Annotated in this window: 21 protein-coding genes; 13 read left to right on the forward strand and 8 right to left on the reverse strand. The window is 64.6% G+C overall.

The features are described from left to right. Positions 1-75 precede the first annotated feature (75 nt). Complete coding sequence (locus CCR94_RS18715; RefSeq protein WP_104509346.1) at positions 76-396, reverse strand: 2Fe-2S iron-sulfur cluster-binding protein; 321 nt, start codon at positions 394-396, stop codon at positions 76-78. A 185-nt stretch (positions 397-581) separates the two neighbouring features. Continuing rightward, complete coding sequence (locus CCR94_RS18720; RefSeq protein ID WP_104509347.1) at positions 582-851, reverse strand: DUF3572 domain-containing protein; 270 nt, start codon at positions 849-851, stop codon at positions 582-584. 168 nt (positions 852-1,019) lie between these two features. Between CCR94_RS18720 and CCR94_RS18725 the strand changes: the two genes are divergently transcribed. The 5 genes from CCR94_RS18725 (at position 1,020) to CCR94_RS18745 (ending at position 6,797) form a co-directional block, all read left to right on the forward strand. Continuing rightward, positions 1,020-1,388, forward strand: a complete 369-nt coding sequence (locus CCR94_RS18725) for a response regulator (protein WP_104509348.1) — start codon at positions 1,020-1,022, stop codon at positions 1,386-1,388. 2 nt (positions 1,389-1,390) lie between these two features. After that, positions 1,391-2,773 (forward strand): PleD family two-component system response regulator, encoded by a 1,383-nt coding sequence (locus tag CCR94_RS18730; RefSeq protein WP_104509349.1) that lies wholly within the window; start codon positions 1,391-1,393, stop codon positions 2,771-2,773. A gap of 363 nt (positions 2,774-3,136) precedes the next feature. Then, entirely contained in the window at positions 3,137-4,186 is a 1,050-nt protein-coding gene (gene sohB, locus CCR94_RS18735) for a protease SohB (RefSeq protein WP_104509350.1), read from the forward strand. Between the two features lie 49 nt (positions 4,187-4,235). After that, positions 4,236-5,432: a GNAT family N-acetyltransferase gene (locus tag CCR94_RS18740; protein ID WP_104509372.1), complete on the forward strand. Its 1,197-nt coding sequence runs from the start codon at positions 4,236-4,238 to the stop codon at positions 5,430-5,432. 153 nt (positions 5,433-5,585) lie between these two features. Continuing rightward, positions 5,586-6,797, forward strand: coding sequence for an NADP-dependent isocitrate dehydrogenase (locus CCR94_RS18745; protein ID WP_104509351.1), 1,212 nt, complete (start codon positions 5,586-5,588; stop codon positions 6,795-6,797). 155 nt (positions 6,798-6,952) lie between these two features. Here CCR94_RS18745 and CCR94_RS18750 read toward each other — a convergent pair whose 3' ends face one another. Then, entirely contained in the window at positions 6,953-7,420 is a 468-nt protein-coding gene (locus tag CCR94_RS18750; RefSeq protein WP_104509352.1) for a hypothetical protein, read from the reverse strand. Between the two features lie 160 nt (positions 7,421-7,580). Here CCR94_RS18750 and CCR94_RS18755 point away from each other — a divergent pair, with 160 nt between their 5' ends. Both CCR94_RS18755 and CCR94_RS18760 read left to right on the forward strand, forming a co-directional pair. Beyond that, entirely contained in the window at positions 7,581-7,898 is a 318-nt protein-coding gene (locus tag CCR94_RS18755; RefSeq protein ID WP_104509353.1) for a hypothetical protein, read from the forward strand. Between the two features lie 82 nt (positions 7,899-7,980). After that, the gene (locus tag CCR94_RS18760; protein WP_104509354.1) at positions 7,981-8,514 is read left to right on the forward strand and encodes a DUF2147 domain-containing protein; all 534 of its coding nucleotides are present in this window, start codon (positions 7,981-7,983) and stop codon (positions 8,512-8,514) included. 9 nt (positions 8,515-8,523) lie between these two features. Here CCR94_RS18760 and CCR94_RS18765 read toward each other — a convergent pair whose 3' ends face one another. Further along, entirely contained in the window at positions 8,524-9,141 is a 618-nt protein-coding gene (locus CCR94_RS18765; RefSeq protein ID WP_104509355.1) for a response regulator transcription factor, read from the reverse strand. Between the two features lie 237 nt (positions 9,142-9,378). Between CCR94_RS18765 and CCR94_RS18770 the strand changes: the two genes are divergently transcribed. After that, complete coding sequence (locus CCR94_RS18770; RefSeq protein ID WP_104509356.1) at positions 9,379-11,253, forward strand: PAS domain S-box protein; 1,875 nt, start codon at positions 9,379-9,381, stop codon at positions 11,251-11,253. A gap of 92 nt (positions 11,254-11,345) precedes the next feature. Here CCR94_RS18770 and CCR94_RS18775 read toward each other — a convergent pair whose 3' ends face one another. The 4 genes from CCR94_RS18775 to dxs all read right to left on the reverse strand — a co-directional run bounded on the left by CCR94_RS18775 (position 11,346) and on the right by dxs (position 16,831). After that, positions 11,346-12,749, reverse strand: coding sequence for an FAD-binding oxidoreductase (locus CCR94_RS18775; protein WP_104509357.1), 1,404 nt, complete (start codon positions 12,747-12,749; stop codon positions 11,346-11,348). Positions 12,750-12,763: 14 nt separating this feature from the next. Next, positions 12,764-14,044 (reverse strand): class I SAM-dependent RNA methyltransferase, encoded by a 1,281-nt coding sequence (locus CCR94_RS18780; RefSeq protein WP_244594135.1) that lies wholly within the window; start codon positions 14,042-14,044, stop codon positions 12,764-12,766. Beyond that, a complete protein-coding gene (locus tag CCR94_RS18785; protein WP_104509358.1) occupies positions 14,041-14,766 on the reverse strand; it encodes a TlyA family RNA methyltransferase in 726 nt (241 codons plus the stop codon). The genes CCR94_RS18780 and CCR94_RS18785 overlap by 4 nt, the downstream gene beginning before the upstream one ends. Before the next feature lie 136 nt (positions 14,767-14,902). Then, positions 14,903-16,831, reverse strand: coding sequence for a 1-deoxy-D-xylulose-5-phosphate synthase (gene dxs / locus CCR94_RS18790; protein ID WP_104509359.1), 1,929 nt, complete (start codon positions 16,829-16,831; stop codon positions 14,903-14,905). A 299-nt stretch (positions 16,832-17,130) separates the two neighbouring features. Here dxs and ppdK point away from each other — a divergent pair, with 299 nt between their 5' ends. The 5 genes from ppdK to CCR94_RS18815 all read left to right on the forward strand — a co-directional run bounded on the left by ppdK (position 17,131) and on the right by CCR94_RS18815 (position 22,674). Further along, a complete protein-coding gene (gene ppdK, locus CCR94_RS18795) occupies positions 17,131-19,809 on the forward strand; it encodes a pyruvate, phosphate dikinase (protein WP_104509360.1) in 2,679 nt (892 codons plus the stop codon). 105 nt (positions 19,810-19,914) lie between these two features. Beyond that, on the forward strand, positions 19,915-20,334 hold the full coding sequence (locus CCR94_RS18800; protein ID WP_104509361.1) for a secondary thiamine-phosphate synthase enzyme YjbQ: 420 nt from the start codon (positions 19,915-19,917) through the stop codon (positions 20,332-20,334). A 79-nt stretch (positions 20,335-20,413) separates the two neighbouring features. After that, positions 20,414-21,352, forward strand: coding sequence for a methylmalonyl Co-A mutase-associated GTPase MeaB (gene meaB / locus CCR94_RS18805; RefSeq protein ID WP_244594136.1), 939 nt, complete (start codon positions 20,414-20,416; stop codon positions 21,350-21,352). A gap of 249 nt (positions 21,353-21,601) precedes the next feature. Next, the gene (locus CCR94_RS18810) at positions 21,602-22,135 is read left to right on the forward strand and encodes a response regulator (protein WP_104509362.1); all 534 of its coding nucleotides are present in this window, start codon (positions 21,602-21,604) and stop codon (positions 22,133-22,135) included. Between the two features lie 65 nt (positions 22,136-22,200). Continuing rightward, a complete protein-coding gene (locus CCR94_RS18815) occupies positions 22,201-22,674 on the forward strand; it encodes a response regulator (RefSeq protein ID WP_104509363.1) in 474 nt (157 codons plus the stop codon). Positions 22,675-22,702: the final 28 nt, after the last annotated feature.

A 22,702-nucleotide genomic window follows, 5' to 3' on the forward strand; every position in this document is an offset into this window, starting at 1 on the left:
AGACCAAACCAGTCCTCGCGCCGAGCGGCCGGAGGCCCGCCTCGAAGCGCGAGGGTGAGACGCGCGTTTTCGTGCTTACCCCTGCGAGACCGGCAGCTCCAGCACCAGCCCGTCCAACTCTTCCGTCAGCTTGATCTGGCAGGACAGGCGCGAGGTCGGACGCGGATCGACCGCGAAATCGAGCATGTCGCTCTCCATCGGCTCTGGCTTTGGCAGTTTGTCCGCCCATTCCTTCGCGACATAGACATGGCAGGTGGCGCAGGCGCAGGCGCCGCCGCATTCGGCGTAGATTTCGTCCACGCCGGCGTTGCGCGCGACCTCCATCGCTGTTTGCCCCGGCTGGCCCTCCAGTTCGCGCTTCTCGCCCTTCGCGTTGATGTAGATGACCTTGACCATGGGTTTTTCCGATTTGATTGCGTTTCGGGCCGATTGGCTTTGGGCGCCTGTTTTTTGCGCTCTTTTAGTCGGGAACAGCGGATTTCGCCAGTTCGGCGCGCAAAAAAGTCCAGGTGACGAAAGTTTTTCGCGCATATTTGGCTGTGCCGGCGCTTTCCGCCGTCGCCTGAGCGCCAACCGTTCAATTAGAACTCTTGCGGCCCCGCCAGCAGCGCGCAGGCGCTCGCGACCTCTTCGGGCCGACGCTGGGTTTGCGCGGCGAATTGCAGCAGCAGCGCCTCGTCGGAGGCCAGATAGGCCATCACGCCCGGCAAAAAGCCCGGTTCGGCGGCGGCCTGGCGCAGATGCGCGGGATCGAGCCCGCACAGAGCCAGGAAACGCGACAGGCGCTCGTCATCGTCGGCCAGGAATCCCAGCGCCTCGGCCGCCATATCTTCGGCAAGTTCAAGGCTCATTCTCGATTTTGGCGGGACGGCGGGAGCCAAGATACAAAATCCTGAGTGAAAGGGTGAATCCAACCATTTTCCTAGCGCGAAATTGCGCACATTTTCAATTCGTCAATTTCTCTTGGTTAGCTTGATCGCGAGAATCCTCAAGGCTCGGGCGCGTCCGAACGGAACCCCATGGTTAAAAAAGTCCTCATCGTTGAAGACAACGAACTGAACATGAAGCTCTTCAACGATTTGTTGGAAGCGCACGGCTATACGACGCTTCAGACCAAGAACGGGGTCGAGGCGGTGTCTCTGGCGCGGACGCACCGCCCCAACCTGATCCTGATGGACATCCAGTTGCCCGAAGTCTCCGGTCTTCAGGTCACGCAATGGTTGAAGGACGATCCGACGCTGGCGCACATTCCCGTCGTCGCCATCACCGCCTTCGCCATGAAGGGCGACGAGGAGAAGATCCTGCAAGGCGGCTGCGAAGCCTATCTGTCCAAGCCGATTTCCGTGGTCAAGTTCCTCGAAACCGTGCGTAGATTCATCGGAGACTAGTCATGACCGCGCGCGTTCTGGTCGTGGACGACCTCATCCCCAACGTAAAGCTGCTGGAAGCGCGGCTGACGGCGGAATATTTCGACGTGGTGACAGCCACCAACGGGTTCGAGGCGCTCAACATCTGTGAGCGCGGCGATTGCGACCTCGTGCTGCTCGATGTGATGATGCCGGGCATGGACGGCTTTGAAGTCTGCCGCAAGCTCAAAAGCAATCCAGACACGCTGCACCTGCCGGTAATCATGGTCACGGCGCTCGACCAGACCTCCGACCGCGTCAAGGGTCTCGACGCCGGCGCCGACGATTTTCTGACCAAGCCGATCGACGAAATGGCCTTGATCGCCCGCGTGCGCTCGCTGGCGCGCCTCAAGGGCACAATCGACGAATTACGCGCGCGAGCCGAGACGTCGGCGACTCTTGGCGTCACCGGCGCCGTCGCCCACCAGCTCGACGACGGGCTGGGCGGCAAGGTTCTGGTCGTGGACGACCGCGTCAATTCCAGCGAGAAGATCGTCTCCAGCCTGCGCGAGCGCTACGAGGTCGAGGTCGAGACCGACCCGGCGGAAGCCCTTTTCCGCGCGGCCGACACGGCCTATGAACTGGTGATCGTCAGCCTGGGTCTGGCCGACTATGACGGCCTGCGCCTGTGCAGCCAGTTGCGCTCCGTCGAACGCACGCGGCACACGCCGATCCTGTTGCTGTCGGACATCGAGGACCGCGCCCGCGTGCTGCGCGGCCTCGACCTCGGCGTCAACGACTATCTGGTCCGCCCCATCGACAAGAACGAGATCGTCGCCCGCGTCCGCACGCAGGTGCGGCGCAAGCGCTACGCCGATTCGCTGCGCTCGAACGTGCTGGCGGCGATGGAAATGGCCGTGGTGGATCCGCTCACCGGATTGAACAACCGCCGCTATCTGCAAAGCCATCTCGTCACCCTGATGGAGCAATGCGCGCAAAAGGGGCGACCCATTTCCGCGATGGTGCTCGACATCGACCATTTCAAGAAAGTCAACGACAATCACGGCCACGATGTCGGCGACGAAATTTTAAAGGGTTTCGCGACCCGCATGAAGCGCGTGGTGCGCGGCGCCGATCTGGTGTGCCGGTTCGGCGGCGAGGAATTCGTGATCGTCATGCCGGAAACCCGGCTCGCCGTGGCCATACGGGTGGCCGAGCGGGTGCGCGCGGCCATGGCGGGCGCGCCGTTTTCGATCAAGGGCGGCGCGCGGACGCTGCCGGTCACGGTGTCGATCGGCGTGGCGGAATCCCATGGCGGCGAAACGCCCGAAGCCCTGTTCAAACGCGCCGACCAGGCGCTCTATCTCGCCAAGAGCAGCGGACGCAACCGCGTGACCGCCGACGAAGGCAGCGCCGCCGCGGCGTGAGCCGCGAGAACCCGACGCGCGCGGATCGAACGGCAGGCGCCGATCAGGCACAGCGCCGGGCGGGACGCGGACGCCGCTGGCCAGGACGGCTTGGCGCCAGATCCAGACATTGCCGGGTTGGATCGACGATCTTTCGGAATCGACGGAAAGCCGCCGGTTGGTCTGGTCGGCCATGGACCACGGCAGTGGTGACTTCAAAGTCGATTCCCCCCGTCTATCGACGGGCCTCCCTATATAGCGCGCCATCCCCGCCGCCTCGCCTCGCCTCGTCGAGGCCAATCCGCCCCGTGACGCCGCGGCTTGCATTCCGCCGGCGGCCGTGGAAAGACGCGGCGAACCGATTGCACGCAAGGACTCCTTCCCATGGCCTTCTGGTTGGACATAGCCGCCTTTGCCCTGAAAGCCCTTCTCATTGTTGCTTCGATTGGCGCCCTCGCGGCCCTCATCGCGCGCGTGACCTACCGCGATGCAGTGCGCCGGCGCGAAATCGAGGTTCGCTCGATCAACGAGCGTTACGACGAGATGCGCGACGAACTCGACGCGGAAATCCTCGACAGGAAAGAGCGGCGGTCGCGCGCCAAGGCCCGCAAGCGCGAGGCCAAGGCCAGCAAGCGCGAGGCCAAGGCGCGCGCGGCGGCGTCGACTGGCAAGCGCGTCTACGTGCTCGGCTTCAAGGGCGACCCGATGGCCTCGACCGTCAAGCAACTGGCCCAGGAGATCGACGCCGTGCTCACCGTCGCCCGGCCGGAGACGGACGAGGTGGTGCTGCGCCTGCAAAGCCCCGGCGGCACCGTGACCGGCTACGGCCTCGCCGCCGCCGAAATCTCGCGTCTTCGCGACCGCAACATCAAGGTCACGGTCTCCGTCGATCAGGTGGCGGCGAGCGGCGGCTACATGATGGCCTGCGCGGCGGACAGAATCGTCGCCGCGCCCTTCGCGCTGGTCGGTTCGATCGGCGTCGTGGCGCAGGCGCCGAACCTCCATCGCCTGCTCAAGAAGAACGACATCGACTATGAGGAGCTGACGGCGGGCGAATTCAAGCGCTCCATCTCGGTGCTCGGCGAAATCACGCCGGCCGGCCGCGAGCATGCCCTCGGCAAGATCGAAGACATTCACACGGCCTTCAAGAGCTTCGTCGCCGAGCGCCGCCCGGCCGCCGACATCGCCAAAATCGCGAACGGCGACGTGTGGCTGGCGAGCGAAGCCGTGAGCCTCGGCCTCGTGGACGCCTTGTCGACCGGCGACGATCTTCTCTTCCGCTTGAAGGACGAGGCGCGCCTGTTCGAAGTCGCGACCGTGGCGCGCAAGACGCTCTTGCAACAGCTTCTCGGCGGCCTCGGCTTCGAGGGGGCATCGGCGCTCGCGCCGCTTGGCGCGATCGCCAAGGCGTTCAGCGCGGTCCGTCGCGATTGACGGCGACGCCGCACTGGAATGGCGCGGCTTTTGCTACCATGTTGGCGACATGAGCAATTTCCGCCTCCGTATCGCGCAAGATATCGCCGAAGTCGCGCCCGACGCCTGGGACGCCTGCGCCAATCCGTGCTTCGGGACGCAGCCTTCAGCGGATTCTCAGCATGAGGAATACGGCGGCGAGCGCTTCAATCCCTTCCTCACCCACGCCTTCCTTCATGCGCTGGAGACGACCGGCTGCGTCGGCGGGCGCACCGGCTGGAGTCCCGTCCATGTGCTGGTCGAGAGCGGCGACAGGCTTGTGGCTTGCGCGCCGGCTTATCTCAAAAGCCATTCGCAGGGCGAATATGTGTTCGACCACGGTCTCGCCGACGCCTACGCCCGCGTCGGCGGGCGCTATTATCCGAAACTTTTGTGCGCCACGCCGTTCACGCCGGTGACCGGGCGCCGGCTGCTGGTCGCGGCGGGCGCGCCCGAGGCGGCGCGCGAAAAAGTGCTGGACGGCTTGCGCCAGCTCTCCGCCAAGATCGGCGCGTCCTCGCTGCATGTGAATTTCGCCGACGCCCCGGACATGGATTTCTTGCGCGGCTCCGGTCTCGCCGCGCGCAAGGGACAGCAGTTTCATTTCATCAACCGGGGCTACGCCAGTTTCGACGATTTTTTGGGCGCCCTCGCCTCGCGCAAACGCAAGGCGATCCGCAAGGAGCGCGAACAGGCGCTGTCTGCGGGGATCACGGTGGAATGGGCCACCGGCGCCGACCTGAAGGAGGAACACTGGGACGCCTTCTTCGCCTTTTACATAGACACAGGCGCGCGCAAATGGGGCCGGCCCTATCTCACCCGCGCCTTCTTCTCGGCGCTCGGCGAGAAACTAAAGCATCGCGTGCTGCTGGTGCTGGCGCGGCGCGAGGGGCGCCTGATCGCCGGCGCGCTCAACCTGATCGGCGACGACGCGCTTTACGGCCGCAACTGGGGCTGCATCGAGGATCACCCCTGCCTGCATTTCGAGCTGTGCTATTATCAGGCGGTGGATTTCGCCTTGTCGCGCGGGCTGAAGCGGGTGGAGGCGGGCGCGCAGGGCGAGCACAAGCTGGCGCGCGGCTATGAACCGGTCGCGACCTTTTCCGCCCATGAATTCCGCGACCCCCGCCTGGCTCACGCCGCGGAGGATTTTTTCGCCCGGGAGGCCGAGGCGGTGGACGAGGCGATCGCGGATTACGCCGAGCACGCGCCATTCAGGAAGGCGTGAGGCGCCCGCTCCAACGCGAGAGCCACAGACCGCCAAACTCTCCAGACGCTCGCCGAAAGCCCTACTAGGCGCAGGCGTGAGCCGGTGCTATAGGGCGGCGGCTTGGCGCTTCGGGCTGCGCCAATAAGCCGCGGAACAGGGAGTGGTCAGGGCATGAGCAAGATCAAGGTCGCCAATCCGGTCGTCGAAATGGACGGCGACGAGATGACCAGGATCATCTGGCAGTTCATCAAGGACAAGCTGATCCACCCCTATCTCGACATCGACCTGAAATATTACGACCTGTCGGTCGAGCACCGCGACGCCACCAACGACCAGGTCACGATCGATTCCGCCGAGGCCACCAAGAAATACGGCGTGGCCGTGAAATGCGCGACCATCACCCCCGACGAAGCCCGCGTGACGGAATTCAACCTCAAGGAAATGTGGAAGTCGCCCAACGGCACCATCCGCAACATCTTGGGCGGCACCATCTTCCGCGAGCCGATCATCTGCAAGAACGTGCCGCGTCTGGTTCCCGGCTGGACCCGGCCGATCGTCATCGGCCGTCACGCCTTCGGCGACCAGTATCGCGCCACCGATTTCAAAGTGCCCGGCAAGGGCCGCCTGACCATCAAATTCGAGGGCGAAGACGGTACGGTGATCGAGAAGGAAGTGTTCAAGTTCCCGAGCGCCGGCGTGGCCCAGGCCATGTACAATCTCGACGATTCCATCCGCGACTTCGCACGGGCCTCGCTGAACTACGGCCTGCTGCGCAAGTGGCCGGTCTATCTCTCGACCAAGAACACGATTCTGAAAGCCTATGACGGCCGCTTCAAGGATCTGTTCCAGGAGATCTTCGACGCTGAATTCGCCGAAAAATTCAAGGCGCTCGGCATCACCTACGAGCACCGCCTGATCGACGACATGGTGGCCTCCGCGCTGAAATGGTCGGGCGGCTATGTCTGGGCCTGCAAGAACTATGACGGCGACGTGCAATCCGACACGGTGGCGCAGGGTTTTGGCTCGCTCGGCCTGATGACCTCGGTGCTGATGACCCCCGATGGCAAGATCGTGGAAGCCGAAGCGGCGCACGGCACGGTGACCCGCCACTACCGCGAGCACGAGAAGGGCAAGGAGACATCCACCAATTCCATCGCCTCGATCTTCGCCTGGACCCGCGGCCTCGCCCATCGCGCCAAGCTCGACGACAACGCGGACCTGCTGAAATTCTCGCTGACGCTGGAAAAGGTCTGCGTCGACACCGTCGAGAGCGGCTTCATGACCAAGGATCTGGCGCTGCTGGTCGGGCCGGACCAGAAATGGCTGACCACCACGGGATTCCTGGACAAGATCGACGAAAACCTGAAGACGGCGATGGCCTGAGTCCATCCTTGGCCCTCAGCCCGAGGAAGCTGATGAAAGCGGCTGTCGCGAAGGGCGAGGGCGGTCCACGGCGCTCGGAAGCGGGACAATCGAAAGCGGGTCTTCGGACCCGCTTTTTTATTGGCGACAGTCGCGCCAGCCAGTGTAATGCAAACTTACATTGATGAGCGTCGGAACGGCGTCACCGGCGTGCGGGGCAGGGCGTAATGGCCTTGCGAGGGGCGGGTGATCTTGCCGGCGCGCAACATGCGGTGCAGGCGGACGGTCAGCGCCTCGCGGCTCATGGCGGCGCCGGATTCGACCACGCCATTATAAATATTCTCGACGGACGCTCCTTCGGGGAAAATCCCGATGATGTCGAGGATGAAACTCTCGGTATTGCCGCTGTCGAAGGGACGCTCGACCTCGCCGCGCGCCGGCGCGTTCGCGCGCGGTCCGGCCTGGGATCTCAGGCCCTCGACAAGGGCGGCGAGATCGGCGGTCGCCTCGTGGAACACGGCGGCGTCGAGCGTCAGAATGGATTCGAATTGCAGCGCCAGACGGCGCGCCTCGCCAAGTAGCATTTTGGCGAGGTGGCGCGCCGCGCCCTCGCGTTCGCTGTCCTCGTCTTGGTTGTAAGACATGCCGCGCCTCCGCGTAAGCGAACCATACGCAAGGCGGCGGTTCGAATCAATGGCCGACGCGCGGCTTGTGACTTTGGGGCAAATTCGTTGACAATTAACTAAGATGTGTAAGAATAACTTACAAAGCCGTTTGTTTTCTTTTCGTTCTGGGGAGGTTGCTTTGGGGGCGTTGTTCTGGCTGTCCATGGCGGGCGGCGTGGCGGGAGCCGCATGGCTGCTCGCGCGAATTCCCTGGTCGCGCATTCCTTGGCCGCGACTATGGCGCATCGAGGCGCATCGGGCGCGCGCGCTCGACGGCAGTCCGGTGTCGCAACTGGAGTTTCGCGTGGCGCGCGGGGCGGGCGCGGGCTGTGGCTGGCGCCTCTATTGCAGCATCGTGCTCGCGCGCGGGCAAGATCGGCGCGGGCAAGATCCGCGCTGCGACGACGGTTCGCCGGTCGCGATTCCGTCTGGTCAACCTCCGGCGCGCGGTTTATAAGGACGCGGCTTGAGCCAAGGAAGGCGGGGCGGCCAATCGGACCTTCCGCGCCGCCTGTCAGTCAGTCACTGGAAGCTTGCGTATGAAAAGATTTCCGACAGTGGGCGCCCTGGCGCTTTTCGCCGTGGCGTTCGTCGCCGCCGCGCTGCTCCCGGGCGCTTCGGCGCGCGCCGAGGAGCAGACGGCCAAGGGCTTCTGGCAATCCTACGACGATGCCGGAAAGCCCAACGCCTGGTTTTATTTCATCGAAAAGGACGGCCTTTACGAAGGCCGCCTGGTCAAGTCCTACCCCAAGCCCGGCGAAGAGGGAAAGGTCAAGACCTGCGATAAATGCGAGGGGACGTTCAAGGACCTGCCGATTCTCGGCCTGCCAATCGTCACCAACATGAAGCGCGACGGTCTGGCCTATGAGGACGGCGAAGTGCTCGATCCTCGCGACGGAACCGTCTATGAAGCGCGCATGGACCTGAGTCCGGACGGCAAGAAACTGATGCTGCGCGGCTATGTCGGCATTTCCGCGCTCGGCCAGACCAAGACCTGGACGCGCCTGCCCGACAATATCCTGCCGCTCAACGCGTTGCCGACCGGCCCCGAGGCGCCGAAACGCAAGGAATAGGCGCAGGCTTCAGCCAACCTCCGTTTCTTCGGCCAGCAGCGACAGGCGGATCAGTTCGGACAGGCTCTCGGATTGCGTCTTGGTCATCAGATTGGCGCGGTGGGTCTCCACCGTGCGCACGCTGATGCCGAGTTCAAAAGCGATGGTCTTGTTCAGCTTGCCCTTCATCAGCCCATGCAGCACGTCGCGCTCGCGCGCGGTCAGCCCGGCCAGCCGCCGGCGCGCGGCGCCGATTTGGGTGTCGGTGCAGTCGGGGTCGGCGTTGCGCGCCAAGGCTGCGCGGATCGACCCCACCATCAACTCGTCGTCGAATGGCTTTTCGATGAAATCGACGGCCCCCAGCTTCATCGCCTTCACGGCCAGCGGCACGTCGGCGAAAGCCGTCATCACCACGGCGGGCAGGGCGATGCGGCGATTCTTCATTTCCGCCAAAAGTTCGATGCCGGACATGTCGGCCATGCGGATGTCCGTGACGACGCATCCGTTCGGTTCCGGCTTGCAATCGAGGAAATCCCGCGCGCAGGGATGGAGGCGCGGCGTCAGTCCGGCGGACCGCAGCAGCAGGTCGAGGGATTCGCGGACGGCGGAATCGTCCTCGATCACATGGACTATCGGGCCGTTCACCATCAATGCTCTCCGGGCTGGTCCGGGGCTTCCCGCGCGCGAATTCTCGTCGCGTCGCCATTCTCTCAAAGCCCAGGCTAGGCCGTATCACTCTTTATCATGGATCGCGCCAGTACGTCACGTCGAGGCCACAATATTCCGTAGTTTCCGATTCTATCAGTATCTTCCGCGAAAGCTTAAACTCTGGGGGCGCGGAGCGCCTGCTCGTTAGTGGCGAGTCCATCATGCCCGGAGGGCGCAATGTCTGGAACGAAAGTCGGCGAGGGTCGCGTGGCGGGAATTCCGCGACCGGCGTTTCTCGCCGGCGCATGGCTGCGCCGAATCCCGCTCTGGCCGCGCGTGTTGCGGATCGGCGTGATCGCGGCGCTGGCGCTCGGCGCCATCATGGCGCGCGTGAGCCTCGACGCCGCGCTCGGCGACCGGCTCGCCTATGCCCTGTTCTTTCCAGCCCTGATTGCGGCGGCCTTGCTGCTTGAAGCTTCAAGCCTCGTCGTCGTCGTCGTCGTCGCGCTCGTCGTCAACAATTCGGGGCTGGTCGGGTCGCCGCTCGCCGGGCCGGATTATTTTCGCCCTGCTGTTTTCACATTCAACAGCGCCATGCTGCTGCTGCTCGCCCGCGCGCTCGAGGGCCTGTCGCGCGCGAAAAACGCGGTCGACGTCCTCGACCGGATCAACGCCGAGCAAATGAGCCATTTCGTCGAGCAGGCCCCGGCCTCCATGGCCATGTTCGACCGGGACATGCGCTACATCGCCGCAAGCGCGCGCTGGCGCGACGACTTTCATCTCACCCGCGACATTGTCGGCAAGTCGCATCTGGACATCTTTCCCGATATCGGCGACGAGTGGAAGCACGTTTACGCGCGGGCGCTCGAGGGCGAAACCGTGCGGTGTGATCGCGACCGGTTCGAACGGGCCGACGGGGAGACGCTCTGGCTGCGCTGGGAGGTGCGGCCCTGGCGCCATCCGCGCGACGGCGTCGGCGGCGTTCTGATCTTCAGCGAGGACATTTCGGAGCGGGTCGCCATCCGCCAGGCGCTGGAAGACAACGAACGCCGGCTGAACGCCATTCTCAATTCGGCCATGGAGGCCATTGTCACCATCGACGCCGGTGGCCGCATGGTTTCGGCCAATCCGGCCGCTTGCGAACTTTTCGGCTACTCTGCGGCGGAAATGCTGGGAAAAAACGTCGATCTGCTGACGCCGGGCCCCGTGCGCGCCGAACATCCCGGCTATCTCGACGCCTACAGGCGCAATCGCGACAGCAAGACCATCGGGCGCCGGCGCGAAGTCGAGGGACGGCGCAAGGACGGGTCGGTGTTCCCTTTGGAGCTGACGGTCAGCGAGGCGCAGGACAATGGCGGAACGATCTTCGTCGGCTTCATGCGCGACATGAGTCCGATCCACGATGAAAGGCGCCGGGTCAATGCGTTGCGCGACGAACTGATGCATGTCGGCCGGCTCAACGAAATGGGCGAAGTGGTGGCCGGGCTCGCCCATGAGGTCGGCCAGCCGATCTCGGCCATCCTCAACTTCTCCGCCGCCTATCGCCGCGCGCCCTCCGGCCCTGGCGCGGAGGCCGAGATGATCGGGCGGATCGAAGCCCAGGCGCGTCGCGCCGGGGAGATTTTAAAGCGCCTGCGCGGTTTCATCGAAAAGCGGCCGGCGACGCGCGAGAACGAAGATCTCGTGACCCTGATCGACGAGGCCCTGCAATTGTCGCCGCCGCGCTCGCGCGCGCATATCGTTTTCGCGCCGGAGCGCAGTTTTCACGTCGTCGTCGATCGCATCCAGATCGAACAGGTTATCGTCAATCTGCTGCAAAACGCCGACGACGCCTTGCGCTTCGCTGACGCGCCGCAAATCGTCATCGCGCTGGCGCAGTCCGACCCGGACCATGTCAGCGTCAGCGTCGCCGACAATGGCATGGGCGTCGAACCGGAGTCGCGGGAGCAACTGTTCTCGGCCTTCTACAGCACGAAGCGGTTCGGCATGGGCTTCGGCCTATCGATCTGCAAGAGCATCGTCGAGGCCCATGGCGGCGAGATCCGCTTCCGCCCCAATATCCCCTATGGCGCGATTTTTGAGTTCACGCTTCCGGTCGGCGACGCGGGGTAGGGAAATCATCTGGCTGATTCTGTCGCCTTGACGCAGCGCCTTGATGACGCGCGCGCAGCGTCACCGCTCGTGGGCCCTCAAAACATCCCGCTCTAAAGAACCTTCCCCGGATTCAACGTTCCCTTCGGGTCCAGCGCCGTCTTCAACCGGCGCATCACCTCCAGCGCCACCGGGTCCTTGATCCCCGGCAGCAGGTCGCGCTTCAACACGCCGACGCCGTGCTCGGCGGAAATCGAGCCGTTCATGCGCAGCACCACCGCATGAACAGCTTCGTTCAACGCCTCCCAGCGCGCCAGATAGGCCCCCTTGTCAGCGCCAATCGGCTGGCTGACGTTATAATGGACGTTGCCGTCGCCCATGTGCCCGAACGGCACTGGCCGCGCGCCCGGAATGGTTTTTTCCACAATCGGCCCGGCCTCGGCCAAAAAGGCCGGCACCAGCGCCACCGGCAGGCAGACGTCGTGCTTGATCGACCCGCCCTCAAACTTCTGCTTTTCCGACAGATTTTCGCGCAACGTCCAGAACGCCTTGCGCTGGTCGAGCGAGGCGGCGACGACCGCGTCCTCGATGATGTCTTTTTCAAACGCGGCTTCGAGCAGGCCCATCATCTTGTCGTTGAGGCCGGCCTCGGCCTGCGAGGCCAGTTCCAGCAGCACATACCAGTTGTGCGTCCCTTCCAGCGGTTCGCGCGCGCCCTCGGTGTGCTTCACCACGATCTCGATGCCGAAACGCGACATGAACTCGAACGTCTTCAAGTCCGGCCCGGCCATGGCCTGCGCCAGCCCCAGCAATGCCAGGCATTTCTCCGGGCTGTCCAACCCGATCAATGCGGTCTCGATCGCGCGCGGGCGCGGAAAAAGCTTGACCACCGCCGCCGTGATCACGCCAAGAGTCCCTTCCGACCCCATGAACACGTGTTTCAAGTCGTAGCCGGTGTTGTCCTTGCGCAGTTTGGACAGGTTGTTCAGCAGCTTGCCATCTGCCAGCGCCACTTCGATCCCGGTGACGAGATCGCGGGCGTTGCCATAGGCCAGCACGGCGGTGCCGCCGGCGTTGGACGCGAGATTGCCGCCTATGGTGCAGGACCCCTCGGCCGCCAGCGACAGCGGAAACAGCCGGTCTACGCTTTCGGCGGCCTCCTGCACTTTTTGCAGGGTGACGCCGGCCTCCACGATCATGGTGTTGGACGCCGGATCGATCTCGCGAATCTTGTCGAGCCGGTTCAGCGACAACAGGATTTGCGTGCCGGAGGTATCGGTGATCTGCCCGCCGACCAGCCCGGTATTGCCGCCCTGCGGCACGATTTTCAGGCCATTGGCGTCGGCATAGCCCAGCACCGCCGCGACCTCCGCCGCCGAACCGGGCCGCACGACACACGCCGCCTTGCCGTGCCAGAGATCGCGCGGCTCGCTCATGTAAGCCGCCATGTCGGCGCCAGTCAGCACATATTTGTCACCGACAACGCCCGCCAGCGCCTTGGCGATTTCCTCAGCCATCTCAACCTCAAACGTCAGCCAAGCAACCGGCGCTTTTTCTTGGCGCGCGCGGAAACCTTGGCGAAAATTCCGATCAATTCCACATGCGGCGAATAGAGGAATTGGTCAACAGGAATGACGCTTTCCACCGCATAGCCGCCCGCGACCAAGAGTCTTGCGTCACGCGCGAAAGTCTGGGGGTTGCAGGACACCGCCGCGATTTTCGGGACGCTGCTGCGCGCCAGATCGCGCGCTTGCGCTTCCGCTCCGGCGCGCGGCGGGTCGAACACGACGGCGTCGAACTTTTCCAGTTCCGCCGGCAGGACGGGCCGCATGAACAGGTCGCGCGCTTCGCCCGTCACATTTCGCAAGCCCGGCGTGGTGTTCGCCGCGCGCAAACAGGCGTTCAGCGCCGCCGCATCGCTTTCGGCGCAAAACACTTCGGCTTTTTCCGCCAGACGCAAGGCGAAGGCGCCCGTCCCGGAAAACAGGTCGGCGCACTTTTTCGCGCCCGAAAAGGCCTCGACGACGACAGAGGTCAAGGCTTCCTCGCCCGCCGCCGTCGCCTGCAAGAAATTCCCCGGCGGCGGGGTGACCACCGCCCGTCCGCACAAAACTTCGGGCGCGCGGCGCTCGATCATGACCGCGCCATGGTTGGAAATCCGCGCGAGATCGCGTTGTTGCGCCACCGCGATCAAAGCCTGTTCCGTGTGGAAATCGAGCTTGCCGCAACCGCGCAAATCCACATCGAGCCCGGTCCGGCTGGCGGTCACGACCAGATCGAGCGGCTTCTCGTTGCCGGCCAGCGCTTGCGCGATTTCGCGCGCGGCGGCCAGCGCCCCGGCCATATCCGGCGCGAGAATGGGGCAGGCGTCGAGTTCGAAAATGGTGTGGCTGCGCGCCTCCATGAAGCCGACATGGGCGCGCCCGCGCGCATCGAAACGGGCGTGAAACGTCGCGCGGCGCCGGCCGTCGCCCCAGGCGGCGCGCAAGGGCGCGACATCCGCAACCACCCCGGCGTGGCGCAGGGCGTCCACGACAAGGCCGCGCTTCCATTCGCCATAGGCGGCCGCCGATAGGGTCTGCACGGCGCACCCGCCGCAGGTGGAAAAGTGCGGGCAGGGGGCGGCCACCCGGTTCGGCGAGGGCTTTAGCACCTCGATCAGAAGCCCGCGCTCGCCATCGACTTCGGCCAGAACCTCCTCGCCGGGCAGGGCGAAGGGCACGAACACCGGCGATTTTGAGGGTCCTGGCGCCATGCCTTCGCCGCGCGAGGTCAGTTTTTCGATGGTCAGGTGGGCGTTGAGGTCGATCACGCGCGGCGCGCTCCCAATAAAAATTCGATATTGCCATCGCCGCCGGAAATCGGCGAGGGCGTGACGCCCAGAACGCGCCAGCCGAGGTCTACGACCAGCGCCTTGATCTTGTCGCACACTTCGGCGTGGACGCGCGCGTCGCGCACAAAACCCTTTTTCACGTGTTTCGGTCCCGCCTCGAATTGCGGTTTGACGAGGAGCGCGGCTGTGGCCCCCGGTTCGGCCAGGGCAAGAACAGGCGGCAGGACAAGGGTGAGCGAAATGAAACTGACATCGCAGACGACGATCTGTGGCGCCCCCGGCAGGTCGGCCAAAGTCAGTTTTCGCGCGTCAAATTTCTCCAGCGCGGTCACACGCGGATCGCGCGCGATTTTTTCGTGCAATTGGCCCGTGCCGACATCGACGCAGGTGACGTGGGCGGCGCCGCGCGAAAGCAGAACGTCGGCGAAGCCGCCGGTGGAGGCGCCGATGTCGAGCGCCTGCTTGCCGGCGGGATCGATGCCAAAAATGTCGAGCGCCGCCGCCAGTTTCACGCCGCCGCGCGAGACCCAGGGGTAGGGGGCCTCCGCGTCGAGCTGCGCCGCGTCGGCCACCGGTTCGGACGGTTTTCGCACCAAGGCGCCATCGAGCCGCACCAGCCCCGCCTCGATCGCCTCGCGCGCCTTGGCGCGGCTCGCGAACAAGCCACGGGCGACCAGAGCCAGATCGGCGCGCTTGGGCATGAGTGCGATCCCTTGGGGATGAGAACAAGCAGCGGAACGTCCGCTGCATCGCGACATGCGCCTGACACGGGCGTCCTTATGGTCGCCCTATGCGGGGGCGCGATCCTCGATCCCGCCAAACGAGCCTTTCAAGGCCTCAAGCTGATTTGGCCGCCTTCGTCTTGCCCAGAACGTCCAAAACCTTGGCGACAATCCCCGCCGCGTCCAGCCCGGCCTTGGCGTAGAGCTTTGCCGGGCTGTCGTGGTCGAGATAGACGTCGGGCAGCACCATCGCGCGCGCCTTGAGCCCATTGTCGAGGAACCCGTCCTCGGCGAGTTGCTGCATGACGAAGGAGCCGAAGCCGCCGATGGAGCCTTCCTCCACGGTGATCAACGCTTGGTTCGAGCTTGCGAGTTGGCGCAGCAGTTCGACATCGAGCGGCTTGGCGAAGCGCGCGTCGGCCACTGTCACGGAAACGCCCTGGGCGGCGAGTTCGTCGGCGGCGGTGAGCGCCTCGTGAAGGCGCGCGCCCAGCGTCAGGATTGCGACCTTGTCGCCTTGCCCGGTCGCCTGGCGAACGATGCGACCCTTGCCGATCTCCAGCGGAACGCCTTCCTCCGGCATTTCGACGCCAAAACCGTCGCCGCGCGGATAGCGCAGCGCGATCGGGCCGGAATCATGGGCGACCGCGGTCGCGACCATATGCACCAGCTCCGCTTCGTCGGCGGCGGCCATGATCACCATGTTCGGCAGCACGCCGAGGAAGGCGACGTCGAACGAGCCGGCGTGCGTCGGGCCGTCGGCGCCGACAAGGCCGGCGCGGTCGATGGCGAAGCGCACGGGCAGGTTCTGCAACGACACATCGTGCATGACCTGATCGTAGCCGCGCTGCAAAAAGCTCGAATAGATGGCGCAGAACGGCTTCAATCCCTCGGTGGCGAGGCCGGCGGCGAAGGTCACGGCGTGCTGTTCGGCGATGCCGACGTCAAATGTGCGCTCCGGGAACACATGCTCGAACAGATCGACGCCGGTGCCGCTCGGCATGGCCGCGGTGATGGCGACGATTTTTTCGTCCTTGGCGCCTTCCTTGGCCAGCGCCTGCCCGAAAACTTTCGTAAAGGACGGCGCATTGGCCTTCGGCTTGATCTGCGCGCCAGTCACCACGTCGAACTTGTTGACGCCGTGGTATTTGTCGGCGGCGGCCTCGGCCGGCGGATAACCCTTGCCCTTCTGCGTCACCACGTGCAGCAGCACGGGGCCGCCGGGATCGGCGTCGCGGACGTTCTTCAGGATCGGCAGCAGATGATCGAGATTGTGGCCGTCGATCGGGCCGACGTAATAGAATCCCAGTTCCTCGAACAGGGTGCCGCCGGTGACATAGGTGCGGGCGTGTTCGACGGCGCGTGTCAGCGCGCGATCAACGCTCCTCGGCAGGTGGGCCGCCAGCGCCTTGCCGACGTCGCGCAGTTTCAGGAAGGCCTGGCCGGAGGACAGCCGGGCGAGATAGGCCGACATGGCGCCGGTCGGCGGCGCGATCGACATGTCATTGTCGTTGAGAATGACGATCAGCCGCGATTGCAGGGCGCCGGCGTTGTTCATCGCCTCATAGGCCATGCCGGCGGACATGGAGCCGTCGCCGATCACGGCGATCACGGCATTGCCGGTCCCCAGCAGGTCGCGCGCCACCGCCATGCCGAGGCCGGCGGAAATGGAAGTGGAGGAATGCGCGGCGCCGAACGGATCGTATTCGCTTTCGGCGCGCTTGGTGAAGCCCGACAGGCCCCCGCCCTGGCGCAGGGTGCGGATGCGGTCGCGCCGCCCCGTGAGAATCTTGTGCGGATAGGCCTGATGCCCGACGTCCCAGATGATGCGGTCGCGCGGCGTGTCGAACACATAGTGCAGGGCGACGGTCAGTTCGACCACGCCGAGGCTGGAGCCGAGATGGCCGCCGGTGACCGCGACCGTGTCGATGGTTGCGCGGCGCACCTCTTCGGCCACGGCTTTCAGATCGCTCTCCGGCAGGCGGCGCAGATCGGCGGGGAATTTCACCTTGTCGAGCAGGGAAGTGGACGTCAAATCGGTCACAGCGCACTCAATATCTCGGGTCCCCGGCAGGCGGGACGAAGGGCTGCTTTATACTCAACGGGCCGCCGGGGCAATTAAGGCGACGAAAGTTTATCGAATCGGCGCGCTGAAGCAGCGGCATTCCGCAGGTGTTAGCCTTTTGTTTAGGAAATCCTTGACGCGGTCGCGGCGGGCGTTATTCATCCGCAATTGGCTCTTTTCGTCGCCCGGAGTCTTCGTTCTCGGCAAAGCCAGCCCGGAGAACCAGACCACTTGGCGTGGCCTGCAACTTTTGTCGTACCTCCGGGAGGAATAAGAAAATGGCGAAATGGGTTTACTCGTTCGGCGATGGCAAGGCCGAAGGCGCCAGCGCAATGAAGAACCTGCTCGGCGGCAAGGGCGCCAATCTGGCCGAGATGGCCAATCTCGGCCTGCCCGTTCCGCCCGGCTTCACCATTTCAACCGAAGTCTGCACCTATTACTACGCCAACAGCCACACCTATCCGGCCGATCTCCAGGCCCAGGTCGAGGCGGCCCTGGCCCAGGTCGGCGCGCTCACCGGCCGCAATTTCGCCGATCCGGCCAATCCGCTGCTGGTCTCCGTGCGCTCCGGCGCCCGCGCCTCCATGCCCGGCATGATGGACACGGTGCTCAACCTCGGCCTCAACGATGTCGCGGTCGAGGCCATCGCGACATCCTCCGGCGACCCGCGCTTCGCCTGGGACAGCTACCGCCGCTTCATCCAGATGTATTCCAATGTGGTGATGAGCATCGACCACCACAATTTCGAGGAGATCCTCGAACTCTACAAGGACCGCAAGGGCTTCGCCCAGGACACCGACCTGTCCGCCTATGACTGGACCCAGGTCGTCGCCGGCTACAAGGACGTGGTCAAGCGCGAGACCGGCAAGGATTTCCCGCAGGACGCCCGCGAACAATTGTGGGGCGCCATCGGCGCGGTGTTCTCCTCCTGGATGAACCAGCGCGCCAACACCTATCGCCGGCTCCACGACATTCCCGAGAGCTGGGGCACGGCGGTCAACGTCCAGGCCATGGTGTTCGGCAACATGGGCGAAACCTCGGCCACCGGCGTCGCCTTCACCCGCAACCCCTCGACCGGCGAGAACGCGCTCTACGGCGAATTCCTGATCAACGCCCAGGGCGAGGACGTGGTGGCGGGCATTCGCACCCCCCAGAACATCACGGAAACCGCGCGCATCGGCGCCAAATCCGACAAGCCGTCGCTGGAGACGGCGCTCCCCGAGGTGTTCGCCGAATTCGTCCGCGCCACGCAATTGCTGGAAAAGCATTACCGCGACATGCAGGACATGGAATTCACCGTCGAGCGCGGCAAGTTCTGGATGCTGCAAACCCGCAACGGCAAGCGCACCGCCAAAGCCGCCCTGCGCGTCGCCGTGGAAATGGCCAATGAGGGCCTGATCACGCGGCAGGAGGCGATCGGCCGCATCGAGCCGGCCTCGCTCGACCAGTTGCTGCATCCCACGCTCGACCCGAAGGCCCCGCGCAACATCGTCGCAACGGGACTGCCGGCCTCGCCCGGCGCCGCCGTCGGCGAAATCGTGTTCGATTCGGATGAGGCGGAAGCGCTCAAGTCCGGCGGCCACAAGGTGATCCTGGTGCGGGTCGAAACCTCGCCGGAAGACATTCACGGCATGCACGCCTCCGAGGGCATCCTCACCACGCGCGGCGGCATGACGTCGCATGCGGCCGTGGTGGCGCGCGGCATGGGCAAGCCCTGCGTCTCCGGCGCGGGAACGATTCGCGTCGATTACGCCGCGGGAACCTTCACCGCCTCCGGCCAGACTTTTAAAAAGGGCGAAATCATCACCATCGACGGCGCCACCGGCCAGGTGATGGCCGGCGAAGTGCCGATGCTGCAACCGGAACTGTCCGGCGAATTCGCCGTGCTGATGGGCTGGGCCGACGAGGTTCGGCGCTTGAAAGTGCGCACCAACGCCGACACGCCCGCCGACGCGCGCGTGGCGCGAAAATTCGGCGCCGAGGGCATCGGCCTGTGCCGCACCGAACACATGTTCTTCGAGGAATCGCGCATCGTCGCGGTGCGCGAGATGATTCTCGCGGAAACCGAAGCCGGTCGCCGCTCCGCCCTGGCCAAGCTGGAGCCTATGCAGCGGCAGGATTTCGCCGCCTTGTTCGAGATCATGCAGGGCCTGCCGGTCACGATTCGCCTGCTCGATCCGCCGCTGCACGAGTTCCTGCCGCACAAGCCGGAAGAAGTCGCGCAGGTGGCGGCGGCGACCGGCGCCAGCGCGGAAAAACTCAAAGCTCGCGCCGACGAACTGCATGAATTCAACCCGATGCTCGGCTTCCGCGGCGTGCGCCTGGCCGTCGCCTATCCGGAAATCGCCGAGATGCAGGCCAAGGCCATATTCGAAGGCGCCATCGAGGCGCAGCAGAAGACCGGCGTCGCCGTCACGCCGGAAATCATGGTGCCGCTGGTGCTGTCCAAGCGCGAACTCGATCTCGTCAAGGCGCGCATCGACGCGGTCGCGGTCTCGGTGTTCAAGGCCAAGGGGGTGACGCTGCCCTATATGGTCGGCACGATGATCGAACTGCCGCGCGCGGCGCTGCGCGCCGGCGACATCGCCGAGACGGCGGAATTCTTCTCGTTCGGCACCAACGACCTGACCCAGACCACGCTCGGCATTTCGCGCGACGACGCCGGCTCGTTCCTTGGCTCCTACGTCCAGAAGGGGATTCTGCCGCAGGACCCCTTCGTGACGCTCGACCAGGAGGGGGTTGGCGAACTGGTGGCGCTGGCGGCGGAACGCGGCAGGAAGACCCGCGAAAAAATCAAGCTCGGCATCTGCGGCGAGCATGGCGGCGACCCCGCCTCGATCGCCTTCTGCGAGCGCACGGGCCTCGACTACGTGTCGTGCTCGCCGTTCCGGGTGCCGATCGCCCGCCTCGCCGCCGCGCAAGCCGCCCTGCACAACGGCGCTTCGACGACGGCGTAACAAGCCGCCAGGGGCGCCCGCCACACCACGCACGTCATGACCGGGCTTTGTCCCGGTCATCCACGCCAAGCCGCTGGCTCACTGTTGCAGGATGGAGGACCGCGCATGCGTCAAGCCCAGCAGGTCCTTGTCGTAAAAACCCGCGGTCCCGGCCTCCACGAATTCACGCCGGACGCCCGCGCCTTCCTGCGCGCCACCGGTCTGCGCCTCGGCCAGATGACGGTGTTTTGCCGCCACACTTCGGCCTCGCTGCTGATCCAGGAAAACGCCGACCCTACGGTAATAGACGACCTGAAAACCTTCTTCAGCCAGATCGCGCCGGAGGGCAGGGGCCGTTATATCCACGACACCGAAGGCCCCGACGACATGCCCGCCCACATCCGCGCCGCGCTGACCCAGACCAGCCTGACCATCCCCTTCGCGGACGGCGAATTGGGTTTGGGAACCTGGCAGGGCCTCTACCTGTTCGAGCACCGCCGCGCCGCCCACCGCCGCGAAGTCGCGCTGCACGCGCTCGGCGAATAGGCCCCGCCGAAACAGCCCTTTTCATCCCCGCCATTTGGCTTTACCGAGTCGGCGCCCCGACTCTGCCAAAGGTTCCGCCGTGCCGCCCTTTCCCGATCTGAAATCCATCGCAGCCGGCGGCAAGCGCGGCCTCTCCCGCGCCCTGGCCCTGATCGAAACCCACGAGGGCACAGCCGAACTCGCGGACCTTCTCGACGCCGCATTGGCGCAAACCCGCGCCCACACCGCCGGCCTCACAGGACCGCCGGGCGTCGGGAAATCCACACTGACCAACGCCCTGTTGCGCGACTGGCGCGCCAGCAATGAAACGGTGGGCGTGATCGCGGTGGATCCGTCCTCCCGCCGCACCGGCGGCGCCTTGCTGGGTGACCGCGCCCGCATGGCCACCGACCCCGAGGACCAGGGCGTGTTCGTCCGCTCCATGGCCGCCCGCGACCGCCTTGGAGGCCTGTCCGACCAGACCGTCGCGGCCAGCGTTCTCATGCGCGCCCTGTTCGACCGCGTGCTGATCGAAAGCGTCGGCATCGGCCAATCGGAGGCCGACATTTCCTTCGCGGTGGACAGCGTCATCCTGTGCGTCCAGCCCGGCTCCGGCGACAGCCTGCAATTCATGAAGGCCGGCGTGATGGAACTGCCCGACATTGTCGTCGTCACCAAGGCCGACATGGGCGATGTCGCCCGGCGCGCCCAAAGCGAAGTCGAAGGCGCTCTCACCCTGTTCGAGCGCGACGACGACTGGCGCGTGCCGGTGATTCTCGCCTCCGCGCTCGACGGCGCCGGCGTGGCCGACCTGCACAAGGCGTTGGCCGATCATCGCGCCTGGGCCGAGCGCGCCGGCGCCCTGAAAAGCCGCCGCGCGGCGCAGCAAAAAGCCTGGGTGGACGAATCGATCCGCGCCCGCTTCGGAACCGAAGGTTTTGCGCACGCGGCCTCTATCGTCGCCACGGGGACGGGTCCGTTCGCGCGGGAGCGCGCCATCGCCAAGGAATTGAGCCGGCGACTGGCGATCCGAATCTGACGCTGCGCCAACCAATCCATGACGCAGCCGATCCTCGGCCGGCATTGTTACAAAAAAACTTGTGTAACAGGAAGATAGGCTCTGTTGCCTGATGAGCGTTCCGGCGCCAGCCGGGCGCCAGGGGCGGGCGTGCGGACGTATGGTAAACAGTGTGAAAACAACTTATGCGTGTATTAAGTATTGGCTTACCATTCCTAGTTTAAAAAATCTCGTGGGTCTGTTGAGTGCGTGTGCGAAGGAAACCAAAAGATGCTGGATGTCTCCAGTCAAGAAAAGTCTCCATATATCCTTGTTGTTGACGACGACGACGACGATGTTTTCCTGATCAGGAATGCCCTGAAAAGGATTGGCTGGGGCGCTGGCGCGAAAATTCAATGCGGACGCGTCGATAATGGCGTCGACGCCGTTTCGCTCCTTTCGCGGAAGGATGCGGGCGTTGACTTGCCGGCGGCGGTTATACTCGACATCAATATGCCAAAGCTTGACGGGATCGGCGTTTTAAGGGCGCTACGCCATGCGCCCGGATTGCGTGAACTGCCCATTTTTGTGCTGACGACCACGGCGAATGAAACCGCCCATGTGACCGCGATGGATCTCGGGGCGACAAGAATATTCGTCAAGCCGAACACCATGACCGAACTGACGCGCATCGTCCGCGAGATATTGGACGCCGTGGATGCGTTGGCGTCCACGCATGCGGCGCCGCGCGCGCCTGGGGCATCGTCAAGATCTCCCGGAGCATCGCCACGTTCGCCTGAAGCATCACAAATTGCAAATTTTTGAAAGAATGGCGTCGCGCGTCACGCGATGTCTAATCGTGTTGGTCCAGTTTTCGAGGGGGGAATGCAATGTTTGCAGTCCAGAAAATCGACTTTGACGGCCGCGGCGAATTTGATTACCTGACGCCGCCGATGCGCGAAACCGTGCGGATTCTTCTCGTTGACGACGATCCGATCGACAGGGAGATCATCGTGAGGGCGTCGAAGGGCGGCGAGCAACTCGACATTTGCTACACCCAATGCGGGTCCAGCGACGAAGCGAAAGCCGCGCTGGATCGCGAACGATTCGATCTCGCCCTTGTCGATTATTGGCTGGGTCAGGAGACCTCGATCGCGCTGATTCAGGATTTCAATCACAAACACAATCTGCCGGTCATCCTGCTGACCGGACTCGACACGCCGGACGTCCGCCGCTGCGCGTTTCGCGCCGGCATAACCGGCTATCTGTCCAAGGACGCGCTTGTCGTCCAGGCGATCGAAAGCGCGGCGCTTGGCGTGCTGTATTCGCGCGGCGACAAGATCAGGCGCGCGCTCGGACGTTGAAGCCGCTGGTTTGAGCGCCGCCGAGGTC

It is taken from the genome of Rhodoblastus sphagnicola (assembly GCF_002937075.1).
GTDB lineage: Bacteria > Pseudomonadota > Alphaproteobacteria > Rhizobiales > Beijerinckiaceae > Rhodoblastus > Rhodoblastus sphagnicola.